The organism is Stenotrophomonas sp. STEN030 (assembly GCF_056759995.1).
This window is the reverse complement of sequence record NZ_JBRREB010000009.1, coordinates 24,878-51,667: the sequence shown is the minus strand read 5'-3', so window position 1 is coordinate 51,667 and position 26,790 is coordinate 24,878. Positions and strand designations below refer to the sequence as shown.

At 63.0% G+C, this 26,790-nt stretch carries 20 protein-coding genes; 3 read left to right on the top strand and 17 right to left on the bottom strand.

Annotation, left to right across the window (positions count from 1 at the left end; genetic code table 11):
- Window positions 1–4 precede the first annotated feature (4 nt).
- A complete protein-coding gene (locus tag ACVOLR_RS04630; RefSeq protein WP_481535386.1) occupies window positions 5–2,074 on the top strand; it encodes an EAL domain-containing response regulator in 2,070 nt (689 codons plus the stop codon).
- 215 nt (window positions 2,075–2,289) lie between these two features.
- Here the strand turns inward: ACVOLR_RS04630 and fabV are convergent, their stop codons facing one another.
- From fabV to ACVOLR_RS04580, 10 genes are all read right to left on the bottom strand, one after another.
- Complete coding sequence (gene fabV / locus ACVOLR_RS04625; protein WP_481535385.1) at window positions 2,290–3,549, bottom strand: enoyl-ACP reductase FabV; 1,260 nt, start codon at window positions 3,547–3,549, stop codon at window positions 2,290–2,292.
- 189 nt (window positions 3,550–3,738) lie between these two features.
- The gene (secF, locus tag ACVOLR_RS04620) at window positions 3,739–4,707 is read right to left on the bottom strand and encodes a protein translocase subunit SecF (protein WP_481535384.1); all 969 of its coding nucleotides are present in this window, start codon (window positions 4,705–4,707) and stop codon (window positions 3,739–3,741) included.
- A 61-nt stretch (window positions 4,708–4,768) separates the two neighbouring features.
- Window positions 4,769–6,613, bottom strand: coding sequence for a protein translocase subunit SecD (gene secD, locus ACVOLR_RS04615; RefSeq protein ID WP_481535383.1), 1,845 nt, complete (start codon window positions 6,611–6,613; stop codon window positions 4,769–4,771).
- 57 nt (window positions 6,614–6,670) lie between these two features.
- Window positions 6,671–7,000, bottom strand: coding sequence for a preprotein translocase subunit YajC (yajC, locus tag ACVOLR_RS04610; RefSeq protein WP_057629810.1), 330 nt, complete (start codon window positions 6,998–7,000; stop codon window positions 6,671–6,673).
- Between the two features lie 126 nt (window positions 7,001–7,126).
- The gene (gene tgt / locus ACVOLR_RS04605; RefSeq protein WP_481516207.1) at window positions 7,127–8,266 is read right to left on the bottom strand and encodes a tRNA guanosine(34) transglycosylase Tgt; all 1,140 of its coding nucleotides are present in this window, start codon (window positions 8,264–8,266) and stop codon (window positions 7,127–7,129) included.
- Between the two features lie 74 nt (window positions 8,267–8,340).
- Window positions 8,341–9,342, bottom strand: coding sequence for an ABC transporter ATP-binding protein (locus ACVOLR_RS04600; protein WP_481535382.1), 1,002 nt, complete (start codon window positions 9,340–9,342; stop codon window positions 8,341–8,343).
- The gene (locus tag ACVOLR_RS04595; protein ID WP_481535381.1) at window positions 9,332–10,984 is read right to left on the bottom strand and encodes an ABC transporter permease; all 1,653 of its coding nucleotides are present in this window, start codon (window positions 10,982–10,984) and stop codon (window positions 9,332–9,334) included. Before ACVOLR_RS04595 ends, ACVOLR_RS04600 begins: the two co-directional genes overlap by 11 nt.
- Before the next feature lie 72 nt (window positions 10,985–11,056).
- Complete coding sequence (locus ACVOLR_RS04590; protein WP_481535380.1) at window positions 11,057–12,136, bottom strand: Fe(3+) ABC transporter substrate-binding protein; 1,080 nt, start codon at window positions 12,134–12,136, stop codon at window positions 11,057–11,059.
- Window positions 12,137–12,230: 94 nt separating this feature from the next.
- A complete protein-coding gene (queA, locus tag ACVOLR_RS04585; protein ID WP_481535379.1) occupies window positions 12,231–13,274 on the bottom strand; it encodes a tRNA preQ1(34) S-adenosylmethionine ribosyltransferase-isomerase QueA in 1,044 nt (347 codons plus the stop codon).
- Between the two features lie 374 nt (window positions 13,275–13,648).
- Complete coding sequence (locus tag ACVOLR_RS04580) at window positions 13,649–14,080, bottom strand: Lrp/AsnC family transcriptional regulator (protein ID WP_282271858.1); 432 nt, start codon at window positions 14,078–14,080, stop codon at window positions 13,649–13,651.
- Window positions 14,081–14,198: 118 nt separating this feature from the next.
- On the opposite strand from ACVOLR_RS04580, the gene ACVOLR_RS04575 reads away from it, so the two are divergent.
- The gene (locus tag ACVOLR_RS04575; protein WP_481535378.1) at window positions 14,199–15,695 is read left to right on the top strand and encodes an aminotransferase class III-fold pyridoxal phosphate-dependent enzyme; all 1,497 of its coding nucleotides are present in this window, start codon (window positions 14,199–14,201) and stop codon (window positions 15,693–15,695) included.
- Window positions 15,696–15,771: 76 nt separating this feature from the next.
- On the opposite strand, the gene ACVOLR_RS04570 is transcribed toward ACVOLR_RS04575, so the two are convergent.
- The 4 genes from ACVOLR_RS04570 to ACVOLR_RS04555 all read right to left on the bottom strand — a co-directional run bounded on the left by ACVOLR_RS04570 (window position 15,772) and on the right by ACVOLR_RS04555 (window position 22,531).
- Entirely contained in the window at window positions 15,772–17,196 is a 1,425-nt protein-coding gene (locus ACVOLR_RS04570) for an efflux transporter outer membrane subunit (protein ID WP_481535377.1), read from the bottom strand.
- Complete coding sequence (locus ACVOLR_RS04565; RefSeq protein ID WP_481535376.1) at window positions 17,190–17,927, bottom strand: SDR family oxidoreductase; 738 nt, start codon at window positions 17,925–17,927, stop codon at window positions 17,190–17,192. The genes ACVOLR_RS04570 and ACVOLR_RS04565 overlap by 7 nt, the downstream gene beginning before the upstream one ends.
- A gap of 130 nt (window positions 17,928–18,057) precedes the next feature.
- Window positions 18,058–21,228 carry an efflux RND transporter permease subunit gene (locus tag ACVOLR_RS04560; RefSeq protein ID WP_481535375.1) on the bottom strand — a complete coding sequence of 1,057 codons (3,171 nt, stop codon included), beginning with the start codon at window positions 21,226–21,228 and terminating at the stop codon, window positions 18,058–18,060.
- Between the two features lie 106 nt (window positions 21,229–21,334).
- Window positions 21,335–22,531 carry an efflux RND transporter periplasmic adaptor subunit gene (locus ACVOLR_RS04555; RefSeq protein ID WP_481535462.1) on the bottom strand — a complete coding sequence of 399 codons (1,197 nt, stop codon included), beginning with the start codon at window positions 22,529–22,531 and terminating at the stop codon, window positions 21,335–21,337.
- 513 nt (window positions 22,532–23,044) lie between these two features.
- On the opposite strand from ACVOLR_RS04555, the gene ACVOLR_RS04550 reads away from it, so the two are divergent.
- On the top strand, window positions 23,045–24,067 hold the full coding sequence (locus ACVOLR_RS04550) for a LysR family transcriptional regulator (protein ID WP_481535374.1): 1,023 nt from the start codon (window positions 23,045–23,047) through the stop codon (window positions 24,065–24,067).
- A 75-nt stretch (window positions 24,068–24,142) separates the two neighbouring features.
- Here the strand turns inward: ACVOLR_RS04550 and ACVOLR_RS04545 are convergent, their stop codons facing one another.
- The 3 genes from ACVOLR_RS04545 to ACVOLR_RS04535 form a co-directional block, all read right to left on the bottom strand.
- Entirely contained in the window at window positions 24,143–24,622 is a 480-nt protein-coding gene (locus ACVOLR_RS04545) for a hypothetical protein (protein ID WP_481535461.1), read from the bottom strand.
- A 226-nt stretch (window positions 24,623–24,848) separates the two neighbouring features.
- The gene (locus ACVOLR_RS04540) at window positions 24,849–25,442 is read right to left on the bottom strand and encodes an inorganic diphosphatase (RefSeq protein ID WP_481535373.1); all 594 of its coding nucleotides are present in this window, start codon (window positions 25,440–25,442) and stop codon (window positions 24,849–24,851) included.
- Window positions 25,443–25,446: 4 nt separating this feature from the next.
- Entirely contained in the window at window positions 25,447–26,775 is a 1,329-nt protein-coding gene (locus ACVOLR_RS04535; RefSeq protein ID WP_481535372.1) for a purple acid phosphatase family protein, read from the bottom strand.
- Between the last annotated feature and the right edge of the window lie 15 nt (window positions 26,776–26,790).

Sequence of the window (26,790 nt, the reverse complement as noted above, 5' to 3'; positions counted from 1 at the left end):
CTGAATGCAGAACGCCAAAGACATCACCTTGCGCTTGCTGATCGTTGACGACAGTGCCGAAAACGCCGAGGCCATCGTCAGCACCTTGCGCAACAGCGGTATCGCAGTACGCCCGTCGCGGCCGCAAAGCCCGGACGAGCTGAGCCAGGCGCTGAGCCAGCCCATCGATCTGGTGCTGGCGGCCAACTCTTACGTCATCCCGCAGTTGCTGCTGACCCAGCAGGTCGCGGCCAGCGGCAAGGACATCCCGATGATCCTGCTGACCGACAGCATCGACGCACAGATGCTGCTCGACTCGGCAGCCAATGGCATCCGCGCCATCGCGCTGCGCCAGCAACCGGACCACCTGTTGTCGGTGGTGCAGACCGAATGGACCGACCTGCAGGCGCGTCGCGGCCTGCGCCGGATCGAAGCGCAGATGCGCGAGACCGAGCGCCGCTGCGATGCACTGATCTCGTCCTCACGCGATCCCATTGCCTACATCCATGAAGGCATGCACATCCGCGCCAACGAAGCCTATCTGGACATGTTCGGATTCGAGTCGTTCGAGGACGTGGAAGGCATCTCGCTGCTGGACATGGTGGCGCCGCAGCATGTGGAGAACTTCAAGCAGCTGCTCAAGTCCCTGAGCAAGGGCGAAGCGCCGCCACCGCAGTACGAAGTGCATGCACGCAACCAGGACGGCGACACGTTCCCGGCGACGATGGAGTTCACCGCCGCCACCTATGAAGATGAGAGCTGCTTCCAGATCGTGTTCCGCCGCCGCGAAGAGTTCGATCCGGAGCTGGCACGCGAAGTGGAAGCCCTGCGCCAGCGTGACCAGGTCACCGGCCTGCTCAACCGCCCGACCTTCATGGTGCAGCTGGAGAAAGCCGTCGCCCAGGTTGGCCGCAGCGATGGCCAGTACGGCTTCCTGCTGGTCGAACCGGATCACTACGCGCGCCTGCTACCTGATATCGGCCTGGATTCGGCCGATGCGCTGATTGCCGCACTCGGCCAGAAGCTGGCCCAGGCCATTGGCGAGGACGCGCAGCTGGCGCGTTTTGGCGAACACAACTTCGCCCTGCTCACCGACGGCGACTACGCACACACGTCGCAGATGGCCGAACGGGTGCGCAGCGCCTTTGCCTCGTCGATATTCAGCATCGGCGAACGCTCGGCAACCGTCACCGTCAGCATCGGCGGCGTGCAGGTAGGCGAGAAGATTGCCAGCGTCGGCCAGGTCCTGAATCGCGCCAATGACTGCGCGCGCGCCGCCATTGAACTCGGCGGCAATACCTTCAAGGTATTCGACCCGGGCGCGGCTGACCGCGTCGAGGAAGAACGTATCCAGAGCTGGGTGCAACGCATCCGCGAGGCGATGGCCGGCGATGGCTTCCATCTGCGTTTCCGCCCCGTGTTGAACCTGATGGGCGAACCAATCCAGCTGTACGACACCTCGCTGCAGATGGAAAACAACGGCGAAATGATTGGCCCGGCCACCTTCCTGCCGATTGCGCAGGAACACGAGCTGCTGGCGCCAATCAACCGCTGGGTGGTGGCCAACGCCATCCGCGCGCTGGGCGAGCGCCGCCGTGCCGGCCATCGCACGCACCTGATGGTACGCATCACCCCGGAATCGTTCTCCGACCCTGAACTGCTGACGGTGATCCGCAACGGCCTGCAGGCCGAAGGCGTGGAAGGCGCGCAGCTGTGGCTGCAGATTCCCGAGGCCAAGGTGTTTACCCATCTGCGCAATGCGCAGCAGTTCCTGACTGATGTCACCGCGCTGGGATGCAAGGTCGGCCTGGAGCAGTTTGGTTCGGGGCTGGATTCGTTCCAGCTGCTGGCGCACTTCCAGCCGGGCTTCCTCAAGCTGGACAGCGCGTTCACTGCTGACCCCACGCTTGCCAAGGAGCAGTTGGAGAAGACCCAGGAAATCACTACCAAGGCGCAGTCTGCTGGCATTTTGACCATCGCCGAATTTGTGGCTGATGCGTCGACGATGAGTTTGCTGTTCAGTGCCGGCGTGGATTATGTGGAAGGTGATTTTGTCGGGCCGCCGACGGCTCAGATGGATTTTGAGTTTGGTTGATGGAGCTAGCTTCTGGCGCTCTGCGCTAGAAGCTGCCCTCACCCCAACCCCTCTCCCGCAGGCGGGAGAGGGGCTCAGCCCACTACGAATTCAAGCATTGCTAGCCCCTCTCCCGCAAGCGGGAGAGGGTTGGGGTGAGGGCAAGCTCTTAGCTTCAAATATAAAAAGAAGGCCGCGCAAAGCGCGGCCTTCTCACATCTACAAAACCCAAAAAATCAGACCTCAACAATACCCGGAATCGCCACATCCGGATTCACATCGGCCTCGTAATCCACGCCGTCGATACCGAACCCGAACAGACGCAGGAAGTCAGCCTTGTAACCGGCCAGGTCGCTGATCTCGTACAGGTTCTCATTGGTCACCTGCGGCCACAGCTCCAGCACCTTGCTCTGCACTTCCGGCGCCATTTCCTTGTAATCAGCACGCAGACGGCCTTCGCCGTCGACCAGCGCGATCTCACGTCCCTGCGCGTCCTGTAGCTGCTGGCGGATATGCTCAGCCGCGTTGGCGCCGCCCTGCGGGCCGTTGTACAGAATGTCGTACAGGGTATCGAGCTGCTCGATGCAGCCTTCGTGCGTGCCCTGCTCTTTCATCACCTTGAACAGCAACGACAGATACAGCGGCATGGTCGGGATAGCCGAACTTGCCTGTGTCACCACAGCCTTCAGCACCGACACGCGTGCATCGCCACCGAGCCCCTGCAGCTTGTCACGGATGGCCAGCACTTTGTTGTCCAGGTCCTTCTTGGCGGCACCGATCGAACCGTTCCAGTAGATGGCCTGGGTGATCTCTTCGCCGACATAGGTGAACGCGGTGGTGGTGGCACCCGGGGCCAGCACGCCAGCCTCAAGCAGGGCGTCGATCCACATCTGCCAGTCTTCGCCACCCATGACCTGCACGGTGCCGGCGATTTCCTCGGCGGTTGCTGGCTGCAGCGTGGTTTCGGTCAGCACTTCCTTGTCGGTGTCCAGGCCACGCAAAGTGATCGGCGCGCCGATCGGCTTCAGCGTGGAGCTGATGATCTCCCCGGTCTTGGGGTGCTTGCGTCGCGGCGCGGCGAGGCTGTAGACCACCTGGTCGACCTGGCCCAGATCGGCCTTGATGATCTCGATGACCTTCTGCTTCACCTCGTCGGAGAACGCATCGCCATTGACGCTGCGCGCATACAGGCCAGCCTGGTGTGCGTACTTCTCGAACGCGGCGGTGTTGTACCAGCCCGCCGTACCCGGCTTGGTCTCGCTGCCCGGGCGCTCGAAGAACACACCCAGGGTGGCGGCATCGCTGCCAAACGCGGCCTTGATGCGTGCAGCCAGGCCGTAGCCGGTGGAGGCACCCAGCACCAGCACCTTCTTCGGGCCGTTGGCCAGCTTGGGCTGGGCCTTGATGTAATCGATCTGTTCCTTGACCGCCGCATCGCAACCAGTCGGATGGGTGGTGACGCAGATGAAGCCGCGCACACGCGGTTTGATGACCATGAAAACCTCGGTTGGCTAAACAGAAGACAGCAGCACAAGCAGTTTGCGCGCTGAACCGGGAGGATCGTAGTGCGCTGCCGCATCGAAAACAACCGACGCCACCGCATGGACTGCCCTGCCCTCGTTCGGATTGCGGGCAAAAGAAAAGCCGCGCAGGGCGCGGCTTTTCAGCGAGGCAGTACGGTTCCGTCAGGGACGACGTGCCAGCTCTTCCTCGTCCTTGGCCTTGGGCAGCAGATCCTGCTTGGTAACCTTGAACGGACCGATGCTCAGCAGCGGCACGGCCACGATGATCGAGGAGATGACCACGATCACGGCGCCGACCATGTGGGTCTCGGCCAGGCCTTCCATCGACTCGCCACCGAACATGTACAGCGCAAGTGCGGACAGGAAGAACAGCACTGCGGTGATCACCGTACGCGACAGCGTCTGGTTGATCGAGCGGTTCAGCACTTCCAGCGGCTCCACGCGCAGGCTGCGGAAGTTTTCGCGCACACGGTCGAACACCACGATGATGTCGTTGATGGCAAAACCCATCACCGACAACATACCGGCCAAAACGGTCAGGTCGAACTCGCGGCCGACCAGCGACATGTAGGCGATGGTCAGGATCAAGTCGAAGAACGCGGTGACGCTGGCGACGATGGCGAACTTCCATTCGAAGCGGGCGGCGATATAGATCAGGAAGCCGATGACCATGAACAGCGTGGCGTAGATGCCGTTCATCGCCAGGTCCTTGCCGACCTGCGGGCCAACGAACTCGCCGGGCTGCACGGTGGCGACGTTGTCCGGCGCGGTCACCGCAACGCGGACATTCTCGGCAACCTTCTGCGCGGCATCGGCGGCATTGTTGTGCTCGCCATCTGGCGGCAGGCGGATCATCAAGTCATTGCCGCCGCCGACGCTCTGCACCTGGGCATTGTCGAAGCCAGCCTTTTCCAGACGCTCACGCACCGTGTCGGCGTTGATGCTCTTTTCAAAGTGGGTACGCACCACCGTGCCACCGGTGAACTCGAGGGCGTAGTTGAAGCCCTTGAAGCCGATGATGGCGAACGAGGCCAGCAACAACACCACCATGATCGCGAGCACCGGCTTGCGGTGACTCATGAAGTCGATGTTGGTGTCGTTCGGAACGATGTGAAGTGGAAACAGTTTCATGCAAGGAGTTCCTTGGAAAACCCGCACCGGTCAGGTGCGGGCTTCTGCGAAGAGATTCGCGTCAGATGGCCACGGAGTTCAGCTTCTTGCGCTTGGCGTAGATCAGCGTCGCCAGAGCACGCGACACGGTGATCGCCGTGAACATGGAGGCGAAAATACCGATGATCATGGTCAGCGCGAAACCCTTCAGCGGGCCGGTACCGAACGCGTACAGCGCCACACCGACGATCAGGCCAGTCAGGTTGGCGTCGAGGATGGTGCCCGAGGCGCGCTCGTAGCCCTCCGCGATCGCCTTCTTCGCCGGCATGCCCAGTCGTAACTCTTCACGGATACGTTCGTTGATCAGCACGTTGGCGTCGACCGACAAGCCGACCGACAAGGCCAGACCGGCGAAGCCCGGCAAGGTCATGGTCGCGCCGAACATCGACATCACCGCCACCACGATCAGCAGGTTGAACAGCAGTGCCACCGAGGTGATCACGCCGAACATGCGGTAGTAGATGGCGAAGAACACCAGGGTGAAAATGAACGAGAACACCACGGCCTTGACGCCGCGGTCCACGTTCTCTTTACCCAGGCTCGGGCCGATCACGTATTCCTCGACGAAGTCCATCGGCGCAGCCAGCGAGCCGGCACGCAGCAGCTTGGCCAGGCCGTCGGCTTCGGTCTTCTCCAGACCGGTGGTCTGGAATTCCTTGCCGAACACACCGTTGATGTTGGCCACGGAGATCACTTCTTCCTTGACCCGGAAGCTGCGCTGCTCCACACCATTGACCATGGTCACCTGCGGAATCCGCTCGGTGTAGACCACAGCCATCGGCTTGCCGACATTGGCGCTGGTGAAATCAAACATGCGCTGGCCACCGACGCTGTTGAGCGTCACGCTGACCGACGGCAAGCCGTTCTGGTCAGTGGAGGTTGCCGCCTTGACCATCTGGTCGCCGGTGACGATGGTGCGCTTGTTCAACAGCAGCGGGCGACCGGCGCGGTCGCGGTACAACTTGGCTTCCGGCGGGATGCGGCCAGTGCTGGCGGCATCTTCGGCGTTGCCATCGACCACGGCGCGGTATTCCAGCGTCGCGGTGGCACCGATCATGCGCTTGGCTTCCGCCGTGTCCTGCACGCCCGGCAGCTCGACCACGATGCGGTCTTCGCCCTGACGCTGGATGATCGGCTCGGCCACGCCCAGTTCGTTGACGCGGTTACGCAGCGTGGTCAGGTTCTGCTCGATGGCGCCGGAGGCGATCTGCAGCATTTCCGCCTGCGGCACGGTTGCGGTGATGCGATCACCACTTACCGAGTAGCTGAAGGTCGGCTGCGCCTTGGCCAGTGCCGCACGTGCCTTGTCGGCATCGGCCGCGTTGGTCAGGGCAATGGCGATATCGCTTTCGCCGCGACGCTCAACCGAACGGTAGGAGACGCGGTTGTCACGCAGGGTGGTACGCACGTCTTCGGTGAAGGCTTCGAAGCGCTTGTCCACCGCAGCCTTCTGGTCCACCTGCAATGCGAAGTGCACGCCGCCGACCAGATCCAGGCCCAACACCATCGGCTTGCCGCCGAGATTGGCCAGCCAATCCGGAACGGTCGAGGCCAGGTTCAGGGCGACGGTGTAGTTCTCGCCGGCCGTTTCACGCAGCACCTCATTGGCGCGCGACTGGGCGTCCAGCGAAGTCAGACGGACGATCAGATTGTTCTCGCCCTCCTTCTCCACCGACTTGGCGGTGACACCGGCCTCGCTCAGCGCCTTGCTGACGCGCTCTTGCAGCGCATCATCAATTTGCCCACCACGATTGGCGGTGATCTGAACGGACGGATCCTTCTGGTAGATATTGGGCAGCGCGTACAGCGCGCTGACCGCCAGAACGATCAGAATCAGGAAGTACTTCCAGCGCGGAAATTCAAGCATTGCAGGATCCTGCGTGACGCCGGTGCGGCGTCACGACGTGACGGAAAGGGATCAGTCTCAGGCAGCGGACTTCAGCGTGCCCTTGGGCAGGACGTTGCCGACCGAGCCCTTCTGTACGCGGATGCGGACGTTGTCGGCCACTTCCACGGTGATGAAGTTGTCGCCGATGTCGGTGACCACGCCAGCGATGCCGCCGGAGGTCAGCACTTCGTCACCCTTGGAGATCTTCTCCAGCATTGCCTTGTGTTCTTTCTGACGCTTCATCTGCGGGCGGATCATCAGGAAGTACATCACTGCGATCAGCGCGATGGGCAGCAGGAAGGTGCCCATGCCCGGTGCGGCCGGAGCGGCCTGGGCGACGGGGAGCAGGATAGCCATGAGAGTCATTTTGTAATCCTTGATGTTGGGCGGCACCCATGCAGGCCGGATGGCCTGCAGCAGTTACCGCGAAACGGGGTCAGCCGTGAAGTATGCCACGCGTCCGGGAGCACGTCCCGGACCGTGTGAAGACCGCTACTCCCCCGACAACGCCGGGACGTTCAGGCCCCGGGCTGCATAGAAGGACTCGCGGAAGGCCAGGAAGGTTCCCGCCTCGATGGCCGCACGCATGTCGGCCATCAGCTTTTCGTAATAGAACAGGTTATGCAGAGTGCCCAGCATCGGCGCCAGCATCTCGTTGCAGCGGTCCAGATGACGCAGGTAGGAACGCGTATAGCCACCGGTGCAGGCGTGGCAGCCGCAACCCGGCTCAATCACGTCCATATCGCGCTCGTAGCGGGCGTTACGGATACGGACCGTGCCGAACGAGGTGAAGAAGTGGCCGTTACGGGCATTACGGGTGGGCATTACGCAGTCGAACATGTCCACGCCGCGTGCCACGCCTTCGACCAGATCCTCCGGCCGGCCAACACCCATCAGGTAGCGCGGACGGTCGGCTGGCAGTATCGGATGCATGTGATCGAGCATGGCGTTGCGCTCGTGCTCGGGCTCGCCTACCGCCAAACCGCCGATCGCATAGCCATCAAAGCCGATCTGCTGCAGGCCTTCGGCCGAGCGACTGCGCAAGTCGGTATGCACCCCACCCTGCACGATGCCGAACAGCGCTGCATCATTGCCCATGGCGTCATGCGCGTTGCGGCTGCGCTGGGCCCAGCGCAGGCTGAGCTCCATCGACTTACGCGCCACCGGCTCGGTGGCCGGGTACGGGGTGCATTCGTCGAAGATCATGACGATGTCCGAATCCAGCACCTTCTGGATCTTCATGCTCTCTTCCGGGCCCAGGAAGACCCGGGCGCCGTCGGTCGGCGAGGCGAAAGTGACGCCTTCTTCGGTGATCTTGCGGCGATGCGCCAGCGAAAATACCTGAAAACCACCGGAATCGGTCAGGATCGGGCCATTCCACTGGCAGAAGCCATGCAGGCCACCGTGGTCGGCGATCACATCCAGGCCCGGGCGCAGGTACAGATGGAAGGTATTGCCGAGGATGATCTCGGCACCGAGCGCGCGTACCTGCTCAGGCAGCACGCCCTTGACCGTGCCGTAGGTGCCGACCGGCATGAAGGCCGGGGTCTGCACGGTGCCGCGCGGGAAGGACAGCTGGCCACGGCGGGCGCGACCATCGGTGTTCTGGAGCTTGAACTGCAATCTGGACATGGAAGCATTGAGGCGTCAGTTGCGCCAATTGTCGCGGATATGGGCCAGCAGGGCGAACTTTCGCCCCGGAACAGTCAGTCGGCGAAGCGGACCGGCGCTGGATCCTGCCAGACGAGGCCGATCTCGGCGCCGATCTCGGGCAGTTGGCCTGGGCCGAAATCCAGCTCCAGCCGCTCGCCACCGGCCAGGCGCACCCAGCCACTGCTGCCCGGCCCGCGAAACACCACGCTCTCGACCCGCGCGCGCAATAGCGCGGCGGGGTCAGGCAGCAAGCACTGCGGCCGCACCAGCACCAGCCCGCCCCCGCCAATCCCGAGTTGGGCCGCCTGGATCACAGAGCCACGGCCGATAAAGCCGGCCACGAAAGGATCCAACGGCGTCTGATACAGGGCCTGGGCAGTACTCCATTGCAGCAAGCGGCCCTCGTGCATGACGCCGATGCGATCGGCCATGGCGAAGGCCTCGCTCTGGTCATGGGTCACCATCAGCACCGTGGTGCCGGCCGCCTTGAGCAGGTCACGCAACTCGCCGGCAAGACGCTGGCGGGTGTCCACATCCAGATTCGAGAACGGCTCGTCCAGCAGCAAGAGGTCCGGCGCCGGTGCCAAGGCACGCGCCAAGGCCACGCGCTGCTGCTGTCCGCCTGATAGTTCATGCGGGTAGCGCTGCCCCAGTCCCTGCAAGCCCACGTATTGCAACAACGCCTGCACCCGGGCTTTACGCTGAGCACGCTGCAAGCCGCGCAGACCAAAGCCGATGTTCGCCGCCACGTCCAGATGCGGAAACAGCGCGTAATCCTGGAACATCATCCCAACCCGACGCTGCTCGGCCGGCAGTGCCTGCTGCGCCGAAGCCAACTGCCGTCCGGCAAGCACGATGCTGCCCTGCTGCAACGGCTCAAAGCCGGCAATGCTGCGCAGCACCGTGGTCTTGCCGCAACCGGAAGCGCCCAGCAGGCAGCCGATCGCGCCGCGCCCGAGCTGCAGCGACAAGCCCTCCACCACCTGCTTGAAACCACCCGCAACCGGATAGCCAATATGCAAGCCGTCCAGTACCAGCTGTGCGTCAACGTGCATCTTCAACTCCATACGCCGCGCCGGCGCGCGCCAGCAAAATCACCGGCAGCAGGCCGCTGACGACAATCAACAAGGCCGCTACCGCGCCTTCTTCATACGTCCCGCGTGCGGCCTCGGCATACAACCAGGTAGCAAGCGTTTCGAAATTCATTGGCCGCAGCACCAGGGTGGCCGATAACTCCTTCATCGTGTCGACGAACACCAGCAATGCGGCAGCCGCCAGGGCCGGGCGCAACAACGGCAAATGCACGCGTCGCAACCTACCCGCCGCACCCTCGCCCAGATTTGCGGCGGCCTGGTCCAGCGACAACGGAATGCGCGCAAGCCCCGATTCAATCCCGCCCACCGACACCGCAAGAAAGCGCAGCGTATAGGCCAGCACCAACACGGTCACCGAACCCATCAACAGCATCTGTGGCTGACCACCGAGCAGCACCAGCAATCGGCTGGCCATGGCATCCAGTCCACCCAACGGCAGCAACAAGCCAATCGCCAGCACCGTGCCGGGGATCGCGTAGCCCAGCGTGGCAGTGCGACTACTGGCCATGGCCAGGCCATGACGTCGCCGCGCCTGCGCCAGCCGCAGTGCCCAGGCAACCAACAGGCCGAGCGCCATTGCCGCAACGGTTGCCAGCAACGCAACCCGCACCGTGTTCCACAGCGCGACCAGCAACTGCGGCGAGAAGCCGGCGACCTGCAGGCGCTCCACCGCTTCCCAGAGCAGATAGGCCGCTGGCACCACAAAGCCCAACAGCACCGGCAGCAGCCCCAGCAACAACGCGAGCAAGGCTCGAACGCCACGCAGCTGCTGCGGCTGCAACGGGCGCGGCCGCAACACGCTGGCGTAGCGCTGGCGGCGCCGACCATAGCGTTCCAGTGTCAGCAACAAGGCCACCACACCGAGCATCGCCAGCGCGATCTGGGCGGCGCCCGCCAGATCGCCGCGACTTACCCAGGTGGTATAGATCGACACGGTAAGCGTCTGCACACCGAGGAATTCAGAGGCGCCAATGTCGTTGAGGGTTTCCAGCAAGGCCAGCGCCACGCCTACTGCGATCGCCGGCCGCGCCAATGGCAATGCCACCCGCCAGAACACCTGCAACGGAGTAGCACCCAGACTGCGTGCCGCTTCCAGCAAGCCCGCGGCCTGGGTCATGAACAAGGCGCGGGTGGTGAGGTAGACGTAGGGGTAAAGCACGAAGCCGAGCAGCACGATGCAGCCACCAAGATGGCGGATATCCGGCAGCCGGAACTGGCGCGGGCTGTCATAGCCCAGCAGGTCGCGGATCAAGCCCTGCACCGGGCCAAGCGGATGCAGCACATCCAGATAGGCGAAGGCGGCGATATAAGTGGGCACGGCCAAAGGCAGCAGTAATGCCCAGCTCAACAGCTTGCGCCCTGGGAAGGCGAACGCCGTCACCAGCCACGCGCTGCCGGTGCCAAGCACGCCGACCAATACGCCAACGCCCAGCAACAACAGGCCGGTATTGAGCAGCGCAGTCGGCAACACATTGGCCCATAGATGCGCCCACAGGCCGGCGCTGCCATCGCTGGCCGCCCACGCCAAGCCCAGTACCGGCGCCAACATCAGCACCGCCACCGATGCCGCGCCCAGCAGCCACGGATTCCATCGCCACGTCATCAAGCACTATCCATTACAAAGCAGCAGGCCGGCACCGCAAGTACGGCGCCGGCCTGTCGGGAACCATCAGGTTCAGTTATCGAAGCCGACCTTGTCCACCAGCTCGCTGGCCAACTTGCGATTGGCGACCACCTCGGCCAGGGGCAGCGGGTCCACCTTCATCGGACCGAAGCTGGCGACCACTGGATCCAGAGCCACGCCCGGCTTCACCGGATATTCGTAGTTGGCGCGCGCGTACAGGCTCTGCGAGCTGTCGCTGACCAGATACTCCAGCAGCTTCACCGCATTGTCGTGGTTGGGAGCATGACGGGCGACAGCGGCGCCGGAGATATTGACGTGGGTGCCGGTATCGGCGGCGCTGGCGAACACCGGCCGAACCACTTGGATGGCATCGCCCCAGCTGCGCTGCTCGGAGCCTTCCTCGGCATTCTTCATGCGACCGACGTAGTACGCATTGGCCACACCGATATCGCAGATACCGGCAAGGATGTCGCGTGCAACATCGCGATCGCCACCGGCCGCCTTACGCGCCAGATTGGCCTTGACCCCACGCAACCAGGCCTCGGTTTTCTCTGCGCCGTCATGCGCGATCATCGCCGCGAACAAGCTGGTGTTATAGGGATGCTGGCCGGAACGGATGCATACCCTCCCCTTCCATTTCGGGTCAGCCAAGTCTTCGTAAGTGAAGCCGGTCAGGTCCAGATCCTTGTCGGCGTACACCACCCGGTCACGCAGCGACAGCGCAAACCACTGACCTTCTGGCGAACGCAGGTGCGCCGGAATGGCAGCTTCCAACACCTGCGACTTCACCGCCTGGGTGTGGCCGGCTTCGACCACGTCGAGCAGACGGCCGGTATCCACCGTCATCAGCACGTCGGCCGGCGAACGCTCGCCTTCGGCAGCAAGCCGCTCGGTCAAGCCGTCTTTCAGCAGTACGGTGTTGACCTTGATGCCGGTGTCGGCGGTGAACGCATCCAGCAGCGGCTGCACCAGGGCGGGCTCGCGCGTGGTGTAGAGGTTGACCTCACCAGCGGCTGCCACCGGCTGCGGCGCAGCAGAGGCGGGGTTGTCACCGGTCTTGGCGCAGGCACCAAGCAGGATAAGGGAACACAGGGCAGCCAGATGGCCGGCGGCACGCTTCGGATGACGCATGGATTACTCCGGAAGTGGTCGTCGGTCCCGGCCACGATGGCCGGACACGGATCAAATGAGAACTTATCTCATTTTGATCCGCCCTTGCACTGCGTCAAACAGCCGCACCCTCAACTGCCGGGAACAACAGCATCGCATCGCCGTAGCTGAAGAAGCGGTACTTCTGGTCGATGGCGTGCGCATAGGCCTCGAACACGCGCTGCTTGCCAGCGAAAGCGCTGATCATCATCAGCAAGGTGCTTTCCGGCAGATGGAAGTTGGTGACCATCGCATCGACGCTGCGGATGCGGTAACCCGGGGTGATGAAGATCTGGGTTTCGCCGGCATAAGGATGCAGCTCACCCTCGCGCATCGCACTCTCCAGCGCCCGCACCACGGTGGTGCCAACGCCGATCACACGGCCACCGGCAGCACGGGTGCGGCGCACCTGCTCGACCAGTTCGGCGCCGACGTTGAGCCATTCGCGGTGCATCACGTGCTGCGAAAGATCGTCTACCCGCACCGGCTGGAAGGTGCCAGCACCGACATGCAGGGTGATATGACCGAACTGCACACCACGCTCGCGCAGCTGCGCCAGCAGCGCTTCATCGAAATGCAGACCGGCGGTCGGCGCAGCCACTGCGCCAACCTGCTTGGCGAACACCGTCTGGTAGCGCTCACGGTCGTCCACACCCGGCTCGCGGTGGATATAGGGCGGCAGCGGCAGGCGGCCTTCGTGTACCAGCCAGGATTCCAGCGATTCCGGAATATCAAAGCGCAGCACATAGAACTCGCCGTCGCGGCCAAGCACCTCGGCTTCGCCGCCGGCATCAAGCTGAATGCGGCTGCCGGGTTTGGGCGACTTGCTGGCGCCGATCTGCGCGCGCGCCTGCTGCCCGCCGAGCAGACGCTCGATCAGGATCTCGACGCGGCCGCCACTGGCTTTCTGCCCGAACAGGCGTGCCGGGATGACGCGGGTGTCGTTGAACACCAGCAGATCGCCGGGCTGCAGCAACTCGGCCAGATCACGCACCTGGCGGTCATCGAACGGCGCCGGAGCCGGCGGAACCAGCAGCAAGCGACTGGCCGAACGCTCGGCCAAGGGGGCCTGGGCGATCAATTCCTCAGGCAGGTCATAGGTGAAATCGGACTTCTTCAAGGCCGGAACTTCGTACGGGTAGCCGGGTATTGTAGCTCTCGCGGGCGGAAGAGCCGGTTTTATCGGCTTTGGCTTTGGCTTTGGCTTTGGCTATGGCTATGGCTTGGACTTTGGCTGTGGCACTGGCTCCGCTTCATGCCGTCATTCCCGCGAAGGCGGGAATCGCTCTGGCTCTGGCTCTCGCTGTGGCCTTCGCCCTTGCTCCTGTCAGCGCTCCGGTCAAAGCAAATCAACGACCAAAGGCCCAAGCCAGTGCCAGAGCGATTCCCGCCTTCGCGGGAATGACGGCTGTGGAGCAGGAGCAAAGCAAAGGCAAAGCCAAGGCAAACCCAAAGCGGAGTCCAAACAACACCAAAGCAACCTAGCCCGCTATCTCACCGCTCGAACTTGGTAGAAAGAATAATCGCGCTATTAGTCCGCTCCACCCCATCGACCGCACCGATGGCATCGGTCACCACGTCCATCTCACTGACCCCGCCAACCACCACCATCGCTATCAAGTCATGGTTCCCACTTACCGAGTGCAACGAGCGCACCTCGGTGATATCGCGCAGCGCCTTGACCACCGCTGGCATTTTCTTTGGCAGCACGGTGATCAGCACGTGCGCACGCACCTGGCCCTGCTCGTAGTCCTCGTGGGTGCGCACCGTATAGCCAGCAATCACCCCCAGTTGCTCAAGCCGGTCGATCCGGCTCTGCACCGTGGTCCGCGACAACCCCAAGCGGCGCGCGATCTGCGCGGTGGAGGCGCGCGCATCCTCGCGCAACACGGACAACAGGCGTTCGTCGGCAGGGGAAATATTCACATTGCTAACCAGCTTCGTCGATTCGACGAAATTACCCGAAAATCCGTCGAGATCATAGCTGCCATATGTCCAGAATCTCCAGATAATGGGTATATACAAGAAACTTCTGGAGATGAGCATGACCGTACTCGGCCCCCTCGCCCCGCTTCGCGCGCACGCCGGCCACCGCCTGACCCAAGGCCTGGACGATGCCAGCGTTGAACGCTTGGCCGTCGCTCACCCGGACCTGACCGGCGCCATCGCCGCTGCCGCCAGCGAATACGCCCGTATCAAGGACGAAGCTGCCGACCTGCTGGATCTGGACGAACAGGACCAGATCGACGCCATGCAGGCCGGTTTCGTCAATTTCTATGCCGACGATGCCATCGTTCCCTATATCGCCCTGGCCGCCTGCGGCCCATGGGTAATCTCGCTCAAGGGCGCGGTGCTGTATGACGCCGGCGGCTACGGCATGCTCGGTTTCGGCCACACCCCGGCCGATGTGATGGCCGCTGCCGCCAAGCCGCAGGTCATGGCCAATATCATGACCCCGAGCCTGGCACAGCGCCGCTTTGTGCAGGCCATGCGCAAGGAAATCGGCCACAGCCGCGGCGGCTGTCCGTTCACCCACTTCATGTGTTTGAACTCCGGCTCCGAAGCCGTCGGCCTGGCCGCACGCATCGCCGACATCAACGCCAAGCTGCAGACCGATCCGGGCGCACCGCATGCCGGCGCCACCATCAAGCGTGTCGTGATCAAGGGCAGCTTCCACGGCCGCACCGACCGTCCCGCGTTGTACTCGGACTCCAGCCGCAAGGCCTATGACCAGCACCTGGCCAGCTACCGCGGCGAGAACAGCGTCATCACCGTGGCACCCTATGACGAAGCGGCGATGCGCAAGGTGTTTGCCGATGCCAACGCCAACAACTGGTTCATCGAAGCGGTGTTCCTGGAGCCGGTGATGGGCGAAGGCGACCCGGGTCGTGCGGTACCGGCCAGCTTCTACAAGCTGGTGCGCGAACTGACCCGCGAGCACGGCAGCCTGTTGCTGATCGACTCCATCCAGGCCGCACTGCGCGCGCACGGCACCCTGTCCTTTGTCGACTACCCGGGCTACGAGACGTTGGACCCGCCGGACATGGAGACCTATTCCAAGGCATTGAACGGCGCGCAGTTCCCGCTGTCGGTACTGGCTGTCACCGAGCACGCCGCCAAGCTCTACCGCAAGGGCGTGTACGGCAACACCATGACCACCAACCCGCGTGCGCTGGATGTGGCCGTTGCCACCCTCGCCCGCCTGTCACCGGAAGTCCGCCAGAACATCCGCCTGCGCGGCGAGCAAGCCGTGCAAAAGCTGGAAGCACTCAAGACCAAGCTCGGCGGTCTGATCACCAAGGTGCAGGGCACCGGCCTGCTGTTCTCCTGCGAGCTGGCCCCGCAATTCAAGTGCTATGGCGCCGGCTCCACCGAAGAGTGGCTGCGCATGCACGGCGTCAACGTGATCCACGGCGGCGAGAACTCGCTGCGCTTCACCCCGCACTTCGGCATGGATGAAGAAGAGCTCGACGTTCTGGTGGACATGGTTGGTCGTGCGCTGGTTGAAGGCCCGCGTCGAGCGCAAGCTGACGCTGCCTGATTTTCTGTACCGCATAACGAAACAGGCGGCCAACGGCCGCCTGTTTCTGTTTGCAGATCCAGAAGCTCCCGCTCTCTCAACGCACGCTGGTGACCGCCAACGCGGGACCGGGTTGCCCACCCCAGCCACCCAGTGCCTTGTACACCGCCACCACACTGACATTGACCGACGCTTCTGCTGCCGCCAATGCATCATCGGCAGCCAACTGATTGCGCTGCGCATCCAGCAAGGCCAGGAAGTCTTCGGAGCCCTCACGATAACGCAGCTGTGCAAGCGATTCTGCCTTGCGCGCGGCTTGCGCCTGCTCAGCCACGATGCCCAGCCGCGCCTGCTGCTTGGCATAGCGGGTCAGTGCATTTTCGGTGTCTTCCAGCGCCAGTAGCACCGCCTTCTCGTACTCGGCAGCCGCACCATCGGCTTGCGCCTTGCTGGCACGCAGTCGCGCTCGCACGGTGCCGAAGTCGAATGCCGCCCAGCTGATTGAAGGGGTCAACGACCAGGCCTTGTTGTTGCCATTCACCAGACCCGAAGCATCACCGCCGAGAAAGCCGACAAAACCGCTCAGGCTGATGCGCGGGAACAGATCCGCCGTTGCCACACCGACCCGCGCGGTAGCTGCCGCCAAGCGACGCTCGGCCATGCGCACGTCAGCACGCTGACGCAACAGGTCGCTGGTGTCGCCCAGCGGCAATGCCTTGGCAAATGCCGGCACTTCGCGTGGCTGCAGCAGGATATCCAGCGAACCGGGACGCTGCCCAAGCAGCACGGCCAAACGATGCCGCGATTGCACCTCGGCAACTTCCAACAACGGAATGTCCGCCTCGATCGCCTTCAAACGGGCACGACTACTCTGTACATCGAGCTCACTGCCAGCACCGAGCTCCAATCGCGTTTCGGTCAAACGCTGGGTTTCACGCAGATTGAGCAGCGTGTCGCGAGCAACGGCAATTCGCTTCTGCGAGCCACGCAGTTCGAAGTAGTTGCGCGCCACTTCCGCAGCCACCACCACTTGCGCATCGGCCAGATTGTCGCGTTCGGCGCCGAGGTCGGCGCGTGCAGCCTCTGCTGCACGGCGTTGCCTGCCGAACAGATCCAGCTCCCAGCCAGCATCGAAGCCGAGCTGGTAGGTTTCGCTGGAAACACGCTCGCCACCCAGGGATGCATCCGGCTGCATGCGCCTATCCTGACTCCCACCCGCAGTGATATGCGGCAGCTGATCCAAGCGTTGCTCGGTGAACACCGCGCGTGCGGCGCGTACACGGGCCATGGCGATCTGCAGGTCGAGGTTGTCGCCCAGCGCGTCATGCACCAACTGCCCCAGGACCGGATCATCAAACTGCGCCCACCAGTTGGCTACCGGCGGCATATTGGAGAACGCGGGATCTGCCGCGCCCTGCAGGCTCACCGGCTCAACCGGTGCTGCCTTGTAGTTCGGACCAACGCTCACGCAGCCGGCCAGCAGGGCGCTGGCCATTGCGGTTACCAGCACGCGCGTCACCACGGCAGCACCTCGCCGAGGTAGCTGAAGCTACCGGTCGGGCCATCTTCAGCAATCAAGGCCATGCCCACGCTGGAACGCGCGCCTTCGGTGATCTCGATTTCACCTTCGCCGCCGTTCATGTCGGTTTTGACGTAGCCCGGATGCACCGCGTTGACCTTGATCGGGCCTTCGCGCAGCTCGTGCGCCAGCTGTACCGTCCATGCGTTCAGCGCGCTCTTGGAAGCGTTGTAAGCCGGCACCAGGAAGCCGTAGATCGGCGAGCCCGGCTGGGAGTGCAGGGTCAGCGAAGCCAGAATGCTGGACACATTGACAATGCGTCCAGCCGGCGCCGCGCGCAGCAGCGGCAGGAACGCCACAGTCACTTCAACCACTGCAAACAGATTGGTGTTGAAGGTGCTGCGCCAGGTTTCCAGCGACTGACCGCTTGCACCTGCCTGCAGGTCATCAACCAGCACGCCCGCATTGTTGACCAAGATGTCGAGCTTGCCGTGCTGTTGCGTTACACGCTCAACCGCTACCGCAATGCTGTCGGTATCGTTGACGTCGAGCTGGATAGCCTCCACCGGCAGGCCTTCCGCCTGCAGCTCCTGCGCCTTTGCGGCAGCAGTGTCGTAGTTGCGCCCGGCCAGCAGCGTGTGCACGCCTGCGGCGGCCAACTGGCGAACGGTCTCAAGACCGATACCGCGGGTGGCGCCGGTAACCAGGGCAACTTTGGTGTTCTGGGTATTCATTTGCTTTTCCTTGGGGGAATGAATTGATACAAGCCCGATAACATTTCAAACCATCCTTGCCGGTGAAGGTGGCAAGAACTTGCGGGAGGCAACACATCTGCAGCCTCCCGCAATGGAGTTACACCTGCCATCAATGGTGGATGGTCGGCTCGCCATGCTGTACCAGCTTGCCACCACCGTTACGTGACACGAACTTGCGCAGCGCCACATAGAACACCGGGGTCAGGAACAGGCCGAACAAGGTCACACCCAACATGCCAGCGAATACGGTGATACCCGTCACCGAGCGCACCTCGGCACCGGCGCCGTGCGAAAGCACCAACGGCACCGTGCCGGCGATGAAGGCGATGGAGGTCATCACGATCGGACGCAGACGCAGACGGCAAGCTTCCAATGCGGCCTCAACGATGCCCTTGCCACCCATCTCCAACTCGCGGGCGAACTCGACGATCAGAATCGCGTTCTTACACGCCAAGCCCATCAGCACCACCAAGCCTACCTGCACGAAGACGTTGTTATCACCACCGGTGAGCCATACCCCGAACAATGCCGACAGCAAGGTCATCGGCACGATCAGGATCACCGCCAATGGCAGCGACCAACTCTCGTACAGCGCAGCCAGCACCAGGAACGCTAGCAGGATCGCCACCGGGAACACGATGAAGGCAGCCTTGCCCTGGGTCGCCTGCTGGTAGCTCAGGTCGGTCCATTCGGTGACCATGCCGGCCGGCAATACCTGCCCAGCAATCTCGGTGAGCTTGTTCATCGCCTCAGCCGAGGACAGCATGCGCGGGTCGGCTTCACCGGCCAGATCAGCCGCCGGGTAGCCATTGAAGCGCAGCACCGGATCCGGACCGTAGGTTTCCTTGACGGTCACCATCGAGCCAATCGGCACCATCTCGCCGCGATCATTGCGGGTACGCAGCTTGCCGATATCTTCCACGCTGTCACGGAACTGACCATCGGCCTGTGCGATCACCTGCCAGGTGCGGCCGAACTGGTTGAAGTCGTTGACATACGCCGAACCCAGGTAGGTCTGCAGCGTGTCGAACAACTCGGTCAGCTGTACGCCCTGCGCCTTGGCTTTCACGCGGTCGACCTCCGCATCCAGCTGCGGCACGTTGGCCTGGTAGCTGGTGATCGGATAGGCCATGCCCGGCGTCTGTGCGACGGCGCCCTGCATGCTCTGTACCGCGTTCTGCAAGGCGCCATAGCCGAGATTGCCACGGTCCTCGATGAACATCTGGTAGCCGTTGCCGTTGCCCAGACCAAGGATCGGCGGCGGCATCATCGCGAAGGCGAAACCTTCCTGCAGCCCGGCGATCTTCTGGTTGATCTCGGCATTGATCTGCGCTGCGGTACGCCCCTTGCGCTCGTTGAACGGCTTGAGCGGGATGAAGGCCACGCCGGTGTTGGGCGTATTGGTGAACTGCAGTGCATTCAAACCCGGGAACGAGATGGTGTGGGCGACGCCATCGGTTTCCTGGGCAATCTTGGCAACCTTGCGCAGCATTTCATCGGTGCGTGCAATCGACGAGCCTTCCGGCAGCTTCACACCAGCGATCAGGTAAAGCTTGTCCTGGGTCGGGATGAAGCCCGGCGGCACCAGCTTGAAGATCACCCCGGTGCCCACCAGCAGCACGGCATACACAACGAACACCGCGCCGCGACGGCCGAGGATGCGCGATACGCCACGCTCGTATTTCTCCGAGCTGGTCTTGAAGAAGCGGTTGAACGGACGGAACACCCAGCCGAACAACTTGTCGATCAAACGGCTCGGCGCATCCTTGGCGGCGCCATGCGGCTTGAGCAGACGCGCAGCCAGCGCCGGTGACAGGGTCAGCGAGTTGATCGCCGAGATCACCGTGGAGATGGCAATCGTCACCGCGAACTGCTTGTAGAACTGGCCGGTAACGCCGGACAGGAAGGCCATCGGCACGAACACCGCACACAGCACCAACGCAATCGCGACGATCGGGCCGGACACCTCCTTCATTGCCTGATGCGCAGCCGCCGTTGGCGACAAGCCTTCTTCGATATTGCGCTCGACGTTCTCCACCACCACGATCGCGTCATCGACCACGATACCGATCGCCAGCACCAGACCGAACAGGCTCAGCGTATTGATCGAGAAGCCCAACATGTACAGCGCTGCAAAGGTGCCCACAATCGACACCGGCACCGCGATCAACGGAATGATCGAGGCACGCCAGGTCTGCAGGAACAGGATCACCACCAGCACCACCAAGGCGATGGCTTCCAACAGTGTGGTCACCACGGCCTTGATCGAGTCACGCACGAAGATGGTGGTGTCGTACACCGCCTCGTACTTCACGTCGGCCGGGAAGGTCTTCTGCAGCTCGTCCATGCGGCCGATAACCGCATCACGGATTTCCAACGCATTGGCGCCCGGCGCCTGGAAGATGCCGATACCAACGGCATTCTTGCCATCCAGCTGCGAGCGCAAGGTGTAGTCGCCGGCACCCAGTTCGATACGCGCCACATCCGACAGCCGCACCACTTCGCCGTCGGTGCCGCTCTTGAGCACGATGTCGCCGAACTCCTGCTCGCTGCGCAGGCGACCCTGCGCGTTGATCAGGGTCAGGAACTGGCTGTTCGGCATCGGCTCGGCACCGAGCTGGCCAGCCGATACCTGCACGTTCTGCTCGCGCATGGCACGCACCACGTCGCTGGCGGTCAAGCCGCGCGAGGCGACCTTGTCCGGATCCAGCCAGGCACGCATGGCGTAATCGCCGCCACCGAAGATCTGCGCGTCACCAACACCCGGAATACGCGCCAGCCCGTCCTTGACGTGCAGACGTGCGTAGTTGCGCAGGTACAAGGTGTCGTAGTTGCCCTTGGGCGAGGTGAGATGCACGACCATCAGGAAGGTCGGCGACTGCTTCTGGGTGGTCACACCCTGGCGCCGCACGTCCTCAGGCAAACGCGCCTGCGCCTGCGCAACACGGTTCTGCACCTTCACCGCCGCTTCGTCGGGATCGGTACCCGGACGGAAGGTGACGGTCATCTGCAGCACGCCATCGGAACCGGCCACCGACTTGAGGTACATCATGCCCTCGACGCCGTTGATAGCTTCTTCCAGCGGCGTAGCCACCGTTTCGGCAATCACCTTGGGGTTGGCGCCCGGGTACACGGTACGCACCACCACCGACGGCGGCACCACTTCCGGGTACTCACCAATCGGCAGGAACGGAATACTGACCAGGCCAGCGGCGAAGATCACGATCGACAACACCGCCGCGAAGATCGGCCTGTCGATGAAAAATCTGGAAAAATCCATGGGAAATCCTTGGAAAAGCTGGCGTCAGGCTGCAGCCGCCCTGCCCGCCCCCAACAGGAGCAGACACGCACGGCCAGCAGCCACGCCGGCAAAGGTAGTTGGCGGCTTAGTTGATGCTGCTCACGGCCTGGGTGGCTGATGCCGCGACGCGCTGCATCGCAACCGGCTTGGCCTGCACCGGCATGCCTGGCATGAACACTTTCTGCACGCCGTCGACGATTACCTTGTCGCCAGCAGCCAGGCCCTGTTCGACGATGCGCAGGCCCTCGGCATTGCGACCAAGCTGCACATCACGACGCTGCGCCTTGTTGTCCTTGTCCAGCACGAACACGTACTTGCGGTCCTGATCGGTGAGCACCGCCTTGTCGTCGACAAGTACTGCCTGGAACTGGCCACTGCCCAACAGCTGCACGCGAGCAAACAGGCCCGGAGTGAACTGGCGACCGGCGTTGTCGAGCAGCGCACGCACGCGGATGGTGCCGGTGCTGCGGGTGATCTGGTTATCGAGGAAATCGACCTTGCCTTCATGCGGATAGCCCTGCTCACCGCTCAAGCCAACCTTCACTGGCAAGGCCTGATCGCGCTCACTCGGACGCTCACCATTGCGGGCCATCTGCGCATAGCGCAGATAGGTGGACTCGTCGGCGTCGAAGTAGACGTGCACCGTATCAAGCGACACCAGGGTGGTCAGCACACTGGCTGCATCACCGGCGGTGACCAGATTGCCAGCGGTGACCATCGCGCGTCCGGCGCGGCCATCAATCGGCGCACGCACCTTGGTGAACTCCAGGTTCAGCCGCGCCGCATCCAAGGCCGCCTGCGCGGCCTGAACCTGCGCACCAGCCTGATCAGCACTGGCGCGGCGTTGCTCGGCGGTTTCCGCAGCGATGGCCTGTTGCTCGGCCAAGCGACGCGCACGCTCGGATTCGCTGCGTGCCAGGCCAGCCTGGGTACGTGCGCGGTTCAATTCGGCTTGCGCACGATTGAACTCGGCCTGGTAGCTGCGTGCGTCGATGGTGAACAGCACATCACCCTTCTTCACCTCTTCGCCTTCGACGTAATTGACCTTGTCGATGTAGCCAGACACGCGCGGACGCAGCTCAACGCTCTGCACCGCCTCGATGCGACCGCTGAACTCGTCCCACTGCGCTACCTGCTTGATCAGCACCGGCGCAACACTGACTTCGGGTGCCGGCGGAGCGGCGTTTTCCGCGTGGCCGCCGCTGCAGGCGACCAGGACGGCCAGACTCAGCGCCGACATGCCTGCCAAGGCAACGCGGCGCAGCGTGGGTGATGGGGAGATACCTTTCATTTCGTGCTCCAAGGGGGAGGTGATCAGGGGATTACGGGAAAACAAAGCGGAGCTCGACATCGCCGCGGCAGCAGTCCGTCAGGCGACAATTTGCGCAGCTGGACCTTGGTCGGCCAGAACCGCGCCGGTTGCGGCAGGATCACTGTCCCGTCCGCGGAAATTTTTGGACCACCAATGGGACAAAGCTACCCAGGGCCTGTCGCAACAAAGCAGCGCGCTCGCGCCAAGGCGCTCTCGGTGCATTTACCTGCAAGTCGCCAAGCAAGGCCTCAAACTGCAATGGATTCAATCGATTGCAGGCAATCCTTGAAGGCAAAGCATTGCGGTAACTTGGTTCGCGGCGTGGCGCTGACAGGGCCATTGGGGAGCGCATGCGCATGACGGCATGTCCGGATTAGGTACAGGCGTACAAGATAGGCCTGTAATCCAGACTTGATTAGTACGGATTGAAGGGAATAATCATCCCGTCGCCGGCACAATTCCGCTGCCGCAAGAGTCCTACCCATGGCCAACGATCTCAACGACACCCTGATCTTCGTCAAAGTGGTCGAACAGGGCAGTTTCACTGCCGCTGCGCGATTGCTCGGCCAACCCAAGACCACGGTCAGCCGCAAGGTGCAGGAGTTGGAGACCCGGCTGGGCGCGCGCCTGCTGCATCGGACCACGCGCCGCCTGGGCCTGACCGAAGCCGGGACGGTCTACTACGAGCACTGCCAACGCATCGCCCGTGAACTGGATCAGGCCGAAAGCGCGGTCAGCCAGTTGCAGTCCGGCCCGCGCGGTTGGCTGCGTTTCACCGTTCCGTACTCTATTGGCACCTGTTGGATTGCACCGCTGCTGGGCCAGTTCCAGAGTGAATACCCGGAGATCCGGGTCGACATGCATCTGGGCAATGAAACCCTGGACCTGATCTCCGGCGAAGTGGACCTTGCACTGCGCGTCGGCGCGCTGCCCGACTCCAACCTGATCGCCCGCAAGCTCGGCAGTCTGCGCACCCAGGTATTCGCCAGCCCGGCCTATATCGCCGTGCACGGTGAGCCCAAGCACCCTGATGAGCTGCAGTTCCACCGTACCTTGGCGATCCGCAAGACCCATCATGGACAGACTCAGCGCTTTACTTGGACGTTGGCCGAAAATGGCGGCGAGATGCGTGAGTTTCCTGTCAACCCGCTACTTGTGGCAAACGACCCGTCAGCGCTGAACGCCGCTCTCGTGGCCGGTGAAGGCTTGATGCTCAGCAGCGATGTGATGGCCAAGCCCTTTGTCGAATCCGGCATGGTGCGGCAGATTCTGCCCGGCTGGACCGGCCCGGATTACGACTTCAATGCGGTATTTGCCGGCGGCCGGCTGGTCTCACCCAAGGTGCGCGCGTTCATCGACTTCCTGGTCGCCAAGCTCAACTTCGATGCCAACTACATGATGCTGCAGTGCCCGAACGCCAAGCGTTTGGCCGATATCGAGCAGGAGTATCAGCAGCGCTCGAAGGGGCACCCGAAGCTGCGCGTGGTTGAAGCACTCAGTGCCTGAGCGCACTGCCATGCGTCAAACAGGAACGGCGGCCGTGCAGGCCGCCGTTCCTGTTTGCATCAAGCATCTGAAGTATCAGTAGCCGCGGTAATACGGCCACAGCGGCACGATATGAACTTCCTTGCAGCCGTCATAGCGGCTGCAGCTGCCGAAGTAACCGGGCCCTGAGTAACGCTGGCGAGCATCACGGTTGTAGGGGCTGTTGTAGAAGTCCGGGCGCGAAAGCCGGCCTTCACCGTAATAGCGGTACGGCGTTTGGCCGATACTCGATTCGGTACGGAAAGTCTGTGCCAGCACTTGCCCGCCGTCGTTTTCAACGTAACCGTTCTCGTTGTCGTAGCGGACCAGCCGGTAATAGATTGTCTCGCCGCCCTGCTTGCGGCTATGCAGCTGCTCCATCTGCCCACCGCCGGCATCGGCATAGGCTTTGCCGCCCTCAAACAGCACTTCGCTGGGGTTGACGACTTCCTCCTCCAACGGCGGCGCGGCGGCCGCGCTCGCTGCTACTGCAAGCAACATGGCCGCTACAGCCAGCTTGTTCCACGCCTTACCCATAATGCGCATGACCACCCTCCTTGATTGGGCACCTGCCGTTAACGGCAGCCCGCCGTGATCGCCCAGCCAATGCCACTGACTGAGCCGTCATTGCTACGTGCGGTCATCGCGGCGCCAGCCTTACCGACACTCGCGATGACCTATCGGGACGAATCCGCATTCATTATAGGAGGAAGCCAACAACGAAGCCGTGAAACCGGTTCGATACTCAACGCGCAGGCTTGGCCTACTGGTAGCCAGCCAGTGCCCGACGTATCACCTGCTCGGCTTCGGCGGCATCGCCCCAGCCATTGAGCTGGATGTCCACGCCGCCGGGCAGCTGTTTGTAGACCCGGAAGAACGCTTCGATGCGTTGGATATCCACCGCAGGCAGATCCTCCAATGCACGCACCTTCGCATAAGTTGGATCGACTGCATCCACCGGCACGCCAACGATTTTCTCGTCGGCCTCGCCTTTGTCGACCATCCGCAACACGCCCAACGGGCGAAAGCGCACAACCGCACCCGGCTGGATCGGAAAGCGGGTCAACACCAGCGCATCCAAGGGATCACCGTCGCCGGCCAAGGTCTGCGGCATCGAACCGTAGTTGGCCGGATAGGCCACCGGCATCGACAGGAAGCGATCCACCCGCAGTTCGCCATGCTCGCCGAGTTCGTACTTGATCGCGCCGCCAGCGGGGATTTCCACCACCAGCAGCGCTTCCTCGGGTGCATTGCCTGGCTGCGGCAACGCGAAGGGATGCAACAGCTCAGCCGCTGCCACCAGCGGCGAAGTGATCGCCAGCACCATGCCGCATAGAACTGCCTGCATCGTCTTCATCTGCTCACTCCCAGCAACGGTCGTCGCGGCCTTTGGGCGAGACTGCACGCGGGCAATCACGCTGCGGGATGCGCCCTTCGGTGACCTCACTGAACTGCTTGCCGCCATCGACGTTGCGGTTGATCTGGAAGGCGTCATACAGACGGCCGGTTGCCGTACGCGCTTCGTAACGCAGACCCTTGTCGTCCAGCCGCAGCACCTGGAACAACTGGGTGTCCTCGGCAGTCGGCTTCATCGTCGCGCGAGCCTCCGGCGACAGGCGGTACTGCTTGGGACCGGCGACGGACGAGATGTATTGCGGCAACGCTGCACCGGCATCGGCTCGGCGACCATAGGTGTGATCGTGGCCCTGCAGCACCAGATCGACCCTGTGCCGCTGCAGTACAGGGCGGATCTCGCTGGCAAGCACTGAGCTGTCCCGCTCCGCGCGCAACGGATACAGCGGCTGGTGTACGACCACGATGTTCCAGGGCTGGCGGCTGCTTTCCAGCACGCCCTCCAACCAGTTCGCCTGCGCCTTGGCGGTACCAAGATCCAGCGCCGAAGTACCATCCACCACCACCACGCGCAGGCCCTGATAGTCGAACCAATAGGTTGTACTGGCAGTAGCTGGCGCGCCATTGTTCGGCAACGCGAAGGTAACTGGCCAATGCTTGCCCAGCACACGCCTTTCCTGCGGCGTGTCCTCGAACTCTTCGAAGTACTCATGGTTACCAGCGGCCGGTGCGACTGCCGTGCCCGGCAGCAACCAGCCACCGGCGGCAAACCACTCGCCCCATTCGTTATCGTCCTCGCCATCACCACCACTGACCAGATCTCCAGCAAACAGCGTCAGCCGCGCATCCGGCGCAGTCTGCCAGCCCTGCCGGATCACCCGGCTTACATGGCTGAGGTTCTTGTTCTGGGTATCACCGAAATACAGCACGGTCAGCGGCTGACCGGCGGCAGCGGCCGTACGGAAGTGCTGCCATGCACTCCAGGTGCCCTGCCCCCGCACCCGGTATGCATACAGCGTGTCAGCCTGCAGACCATCGATCAGCGCACGATGATGCTGGCTACTGCCGTTCTCGGTCTGCAGCAGCTGGCTGCTCGCACTGAGCTGCCGCACCTGGCCCATGTCCGGCGAGTCGCCAGCCGCGGTGATTTCCAGCAGCGCCGGCTGTGCCAGCGGCGCGGTACGCCACGCCACCGCGAAACCGCTGCTGGCATCCTGCGCTGGCGACGCGACGATGCGGTCAGGAAAGCCACTGGCCGCGTAATGCCGGCTCCCCGTCGGTACCTGCGTATTGGGCTCAGCAGCTGGAGCGGCCCCCACCGCTCCAGCTGCGCCCATCAGCGCTGCACTGAT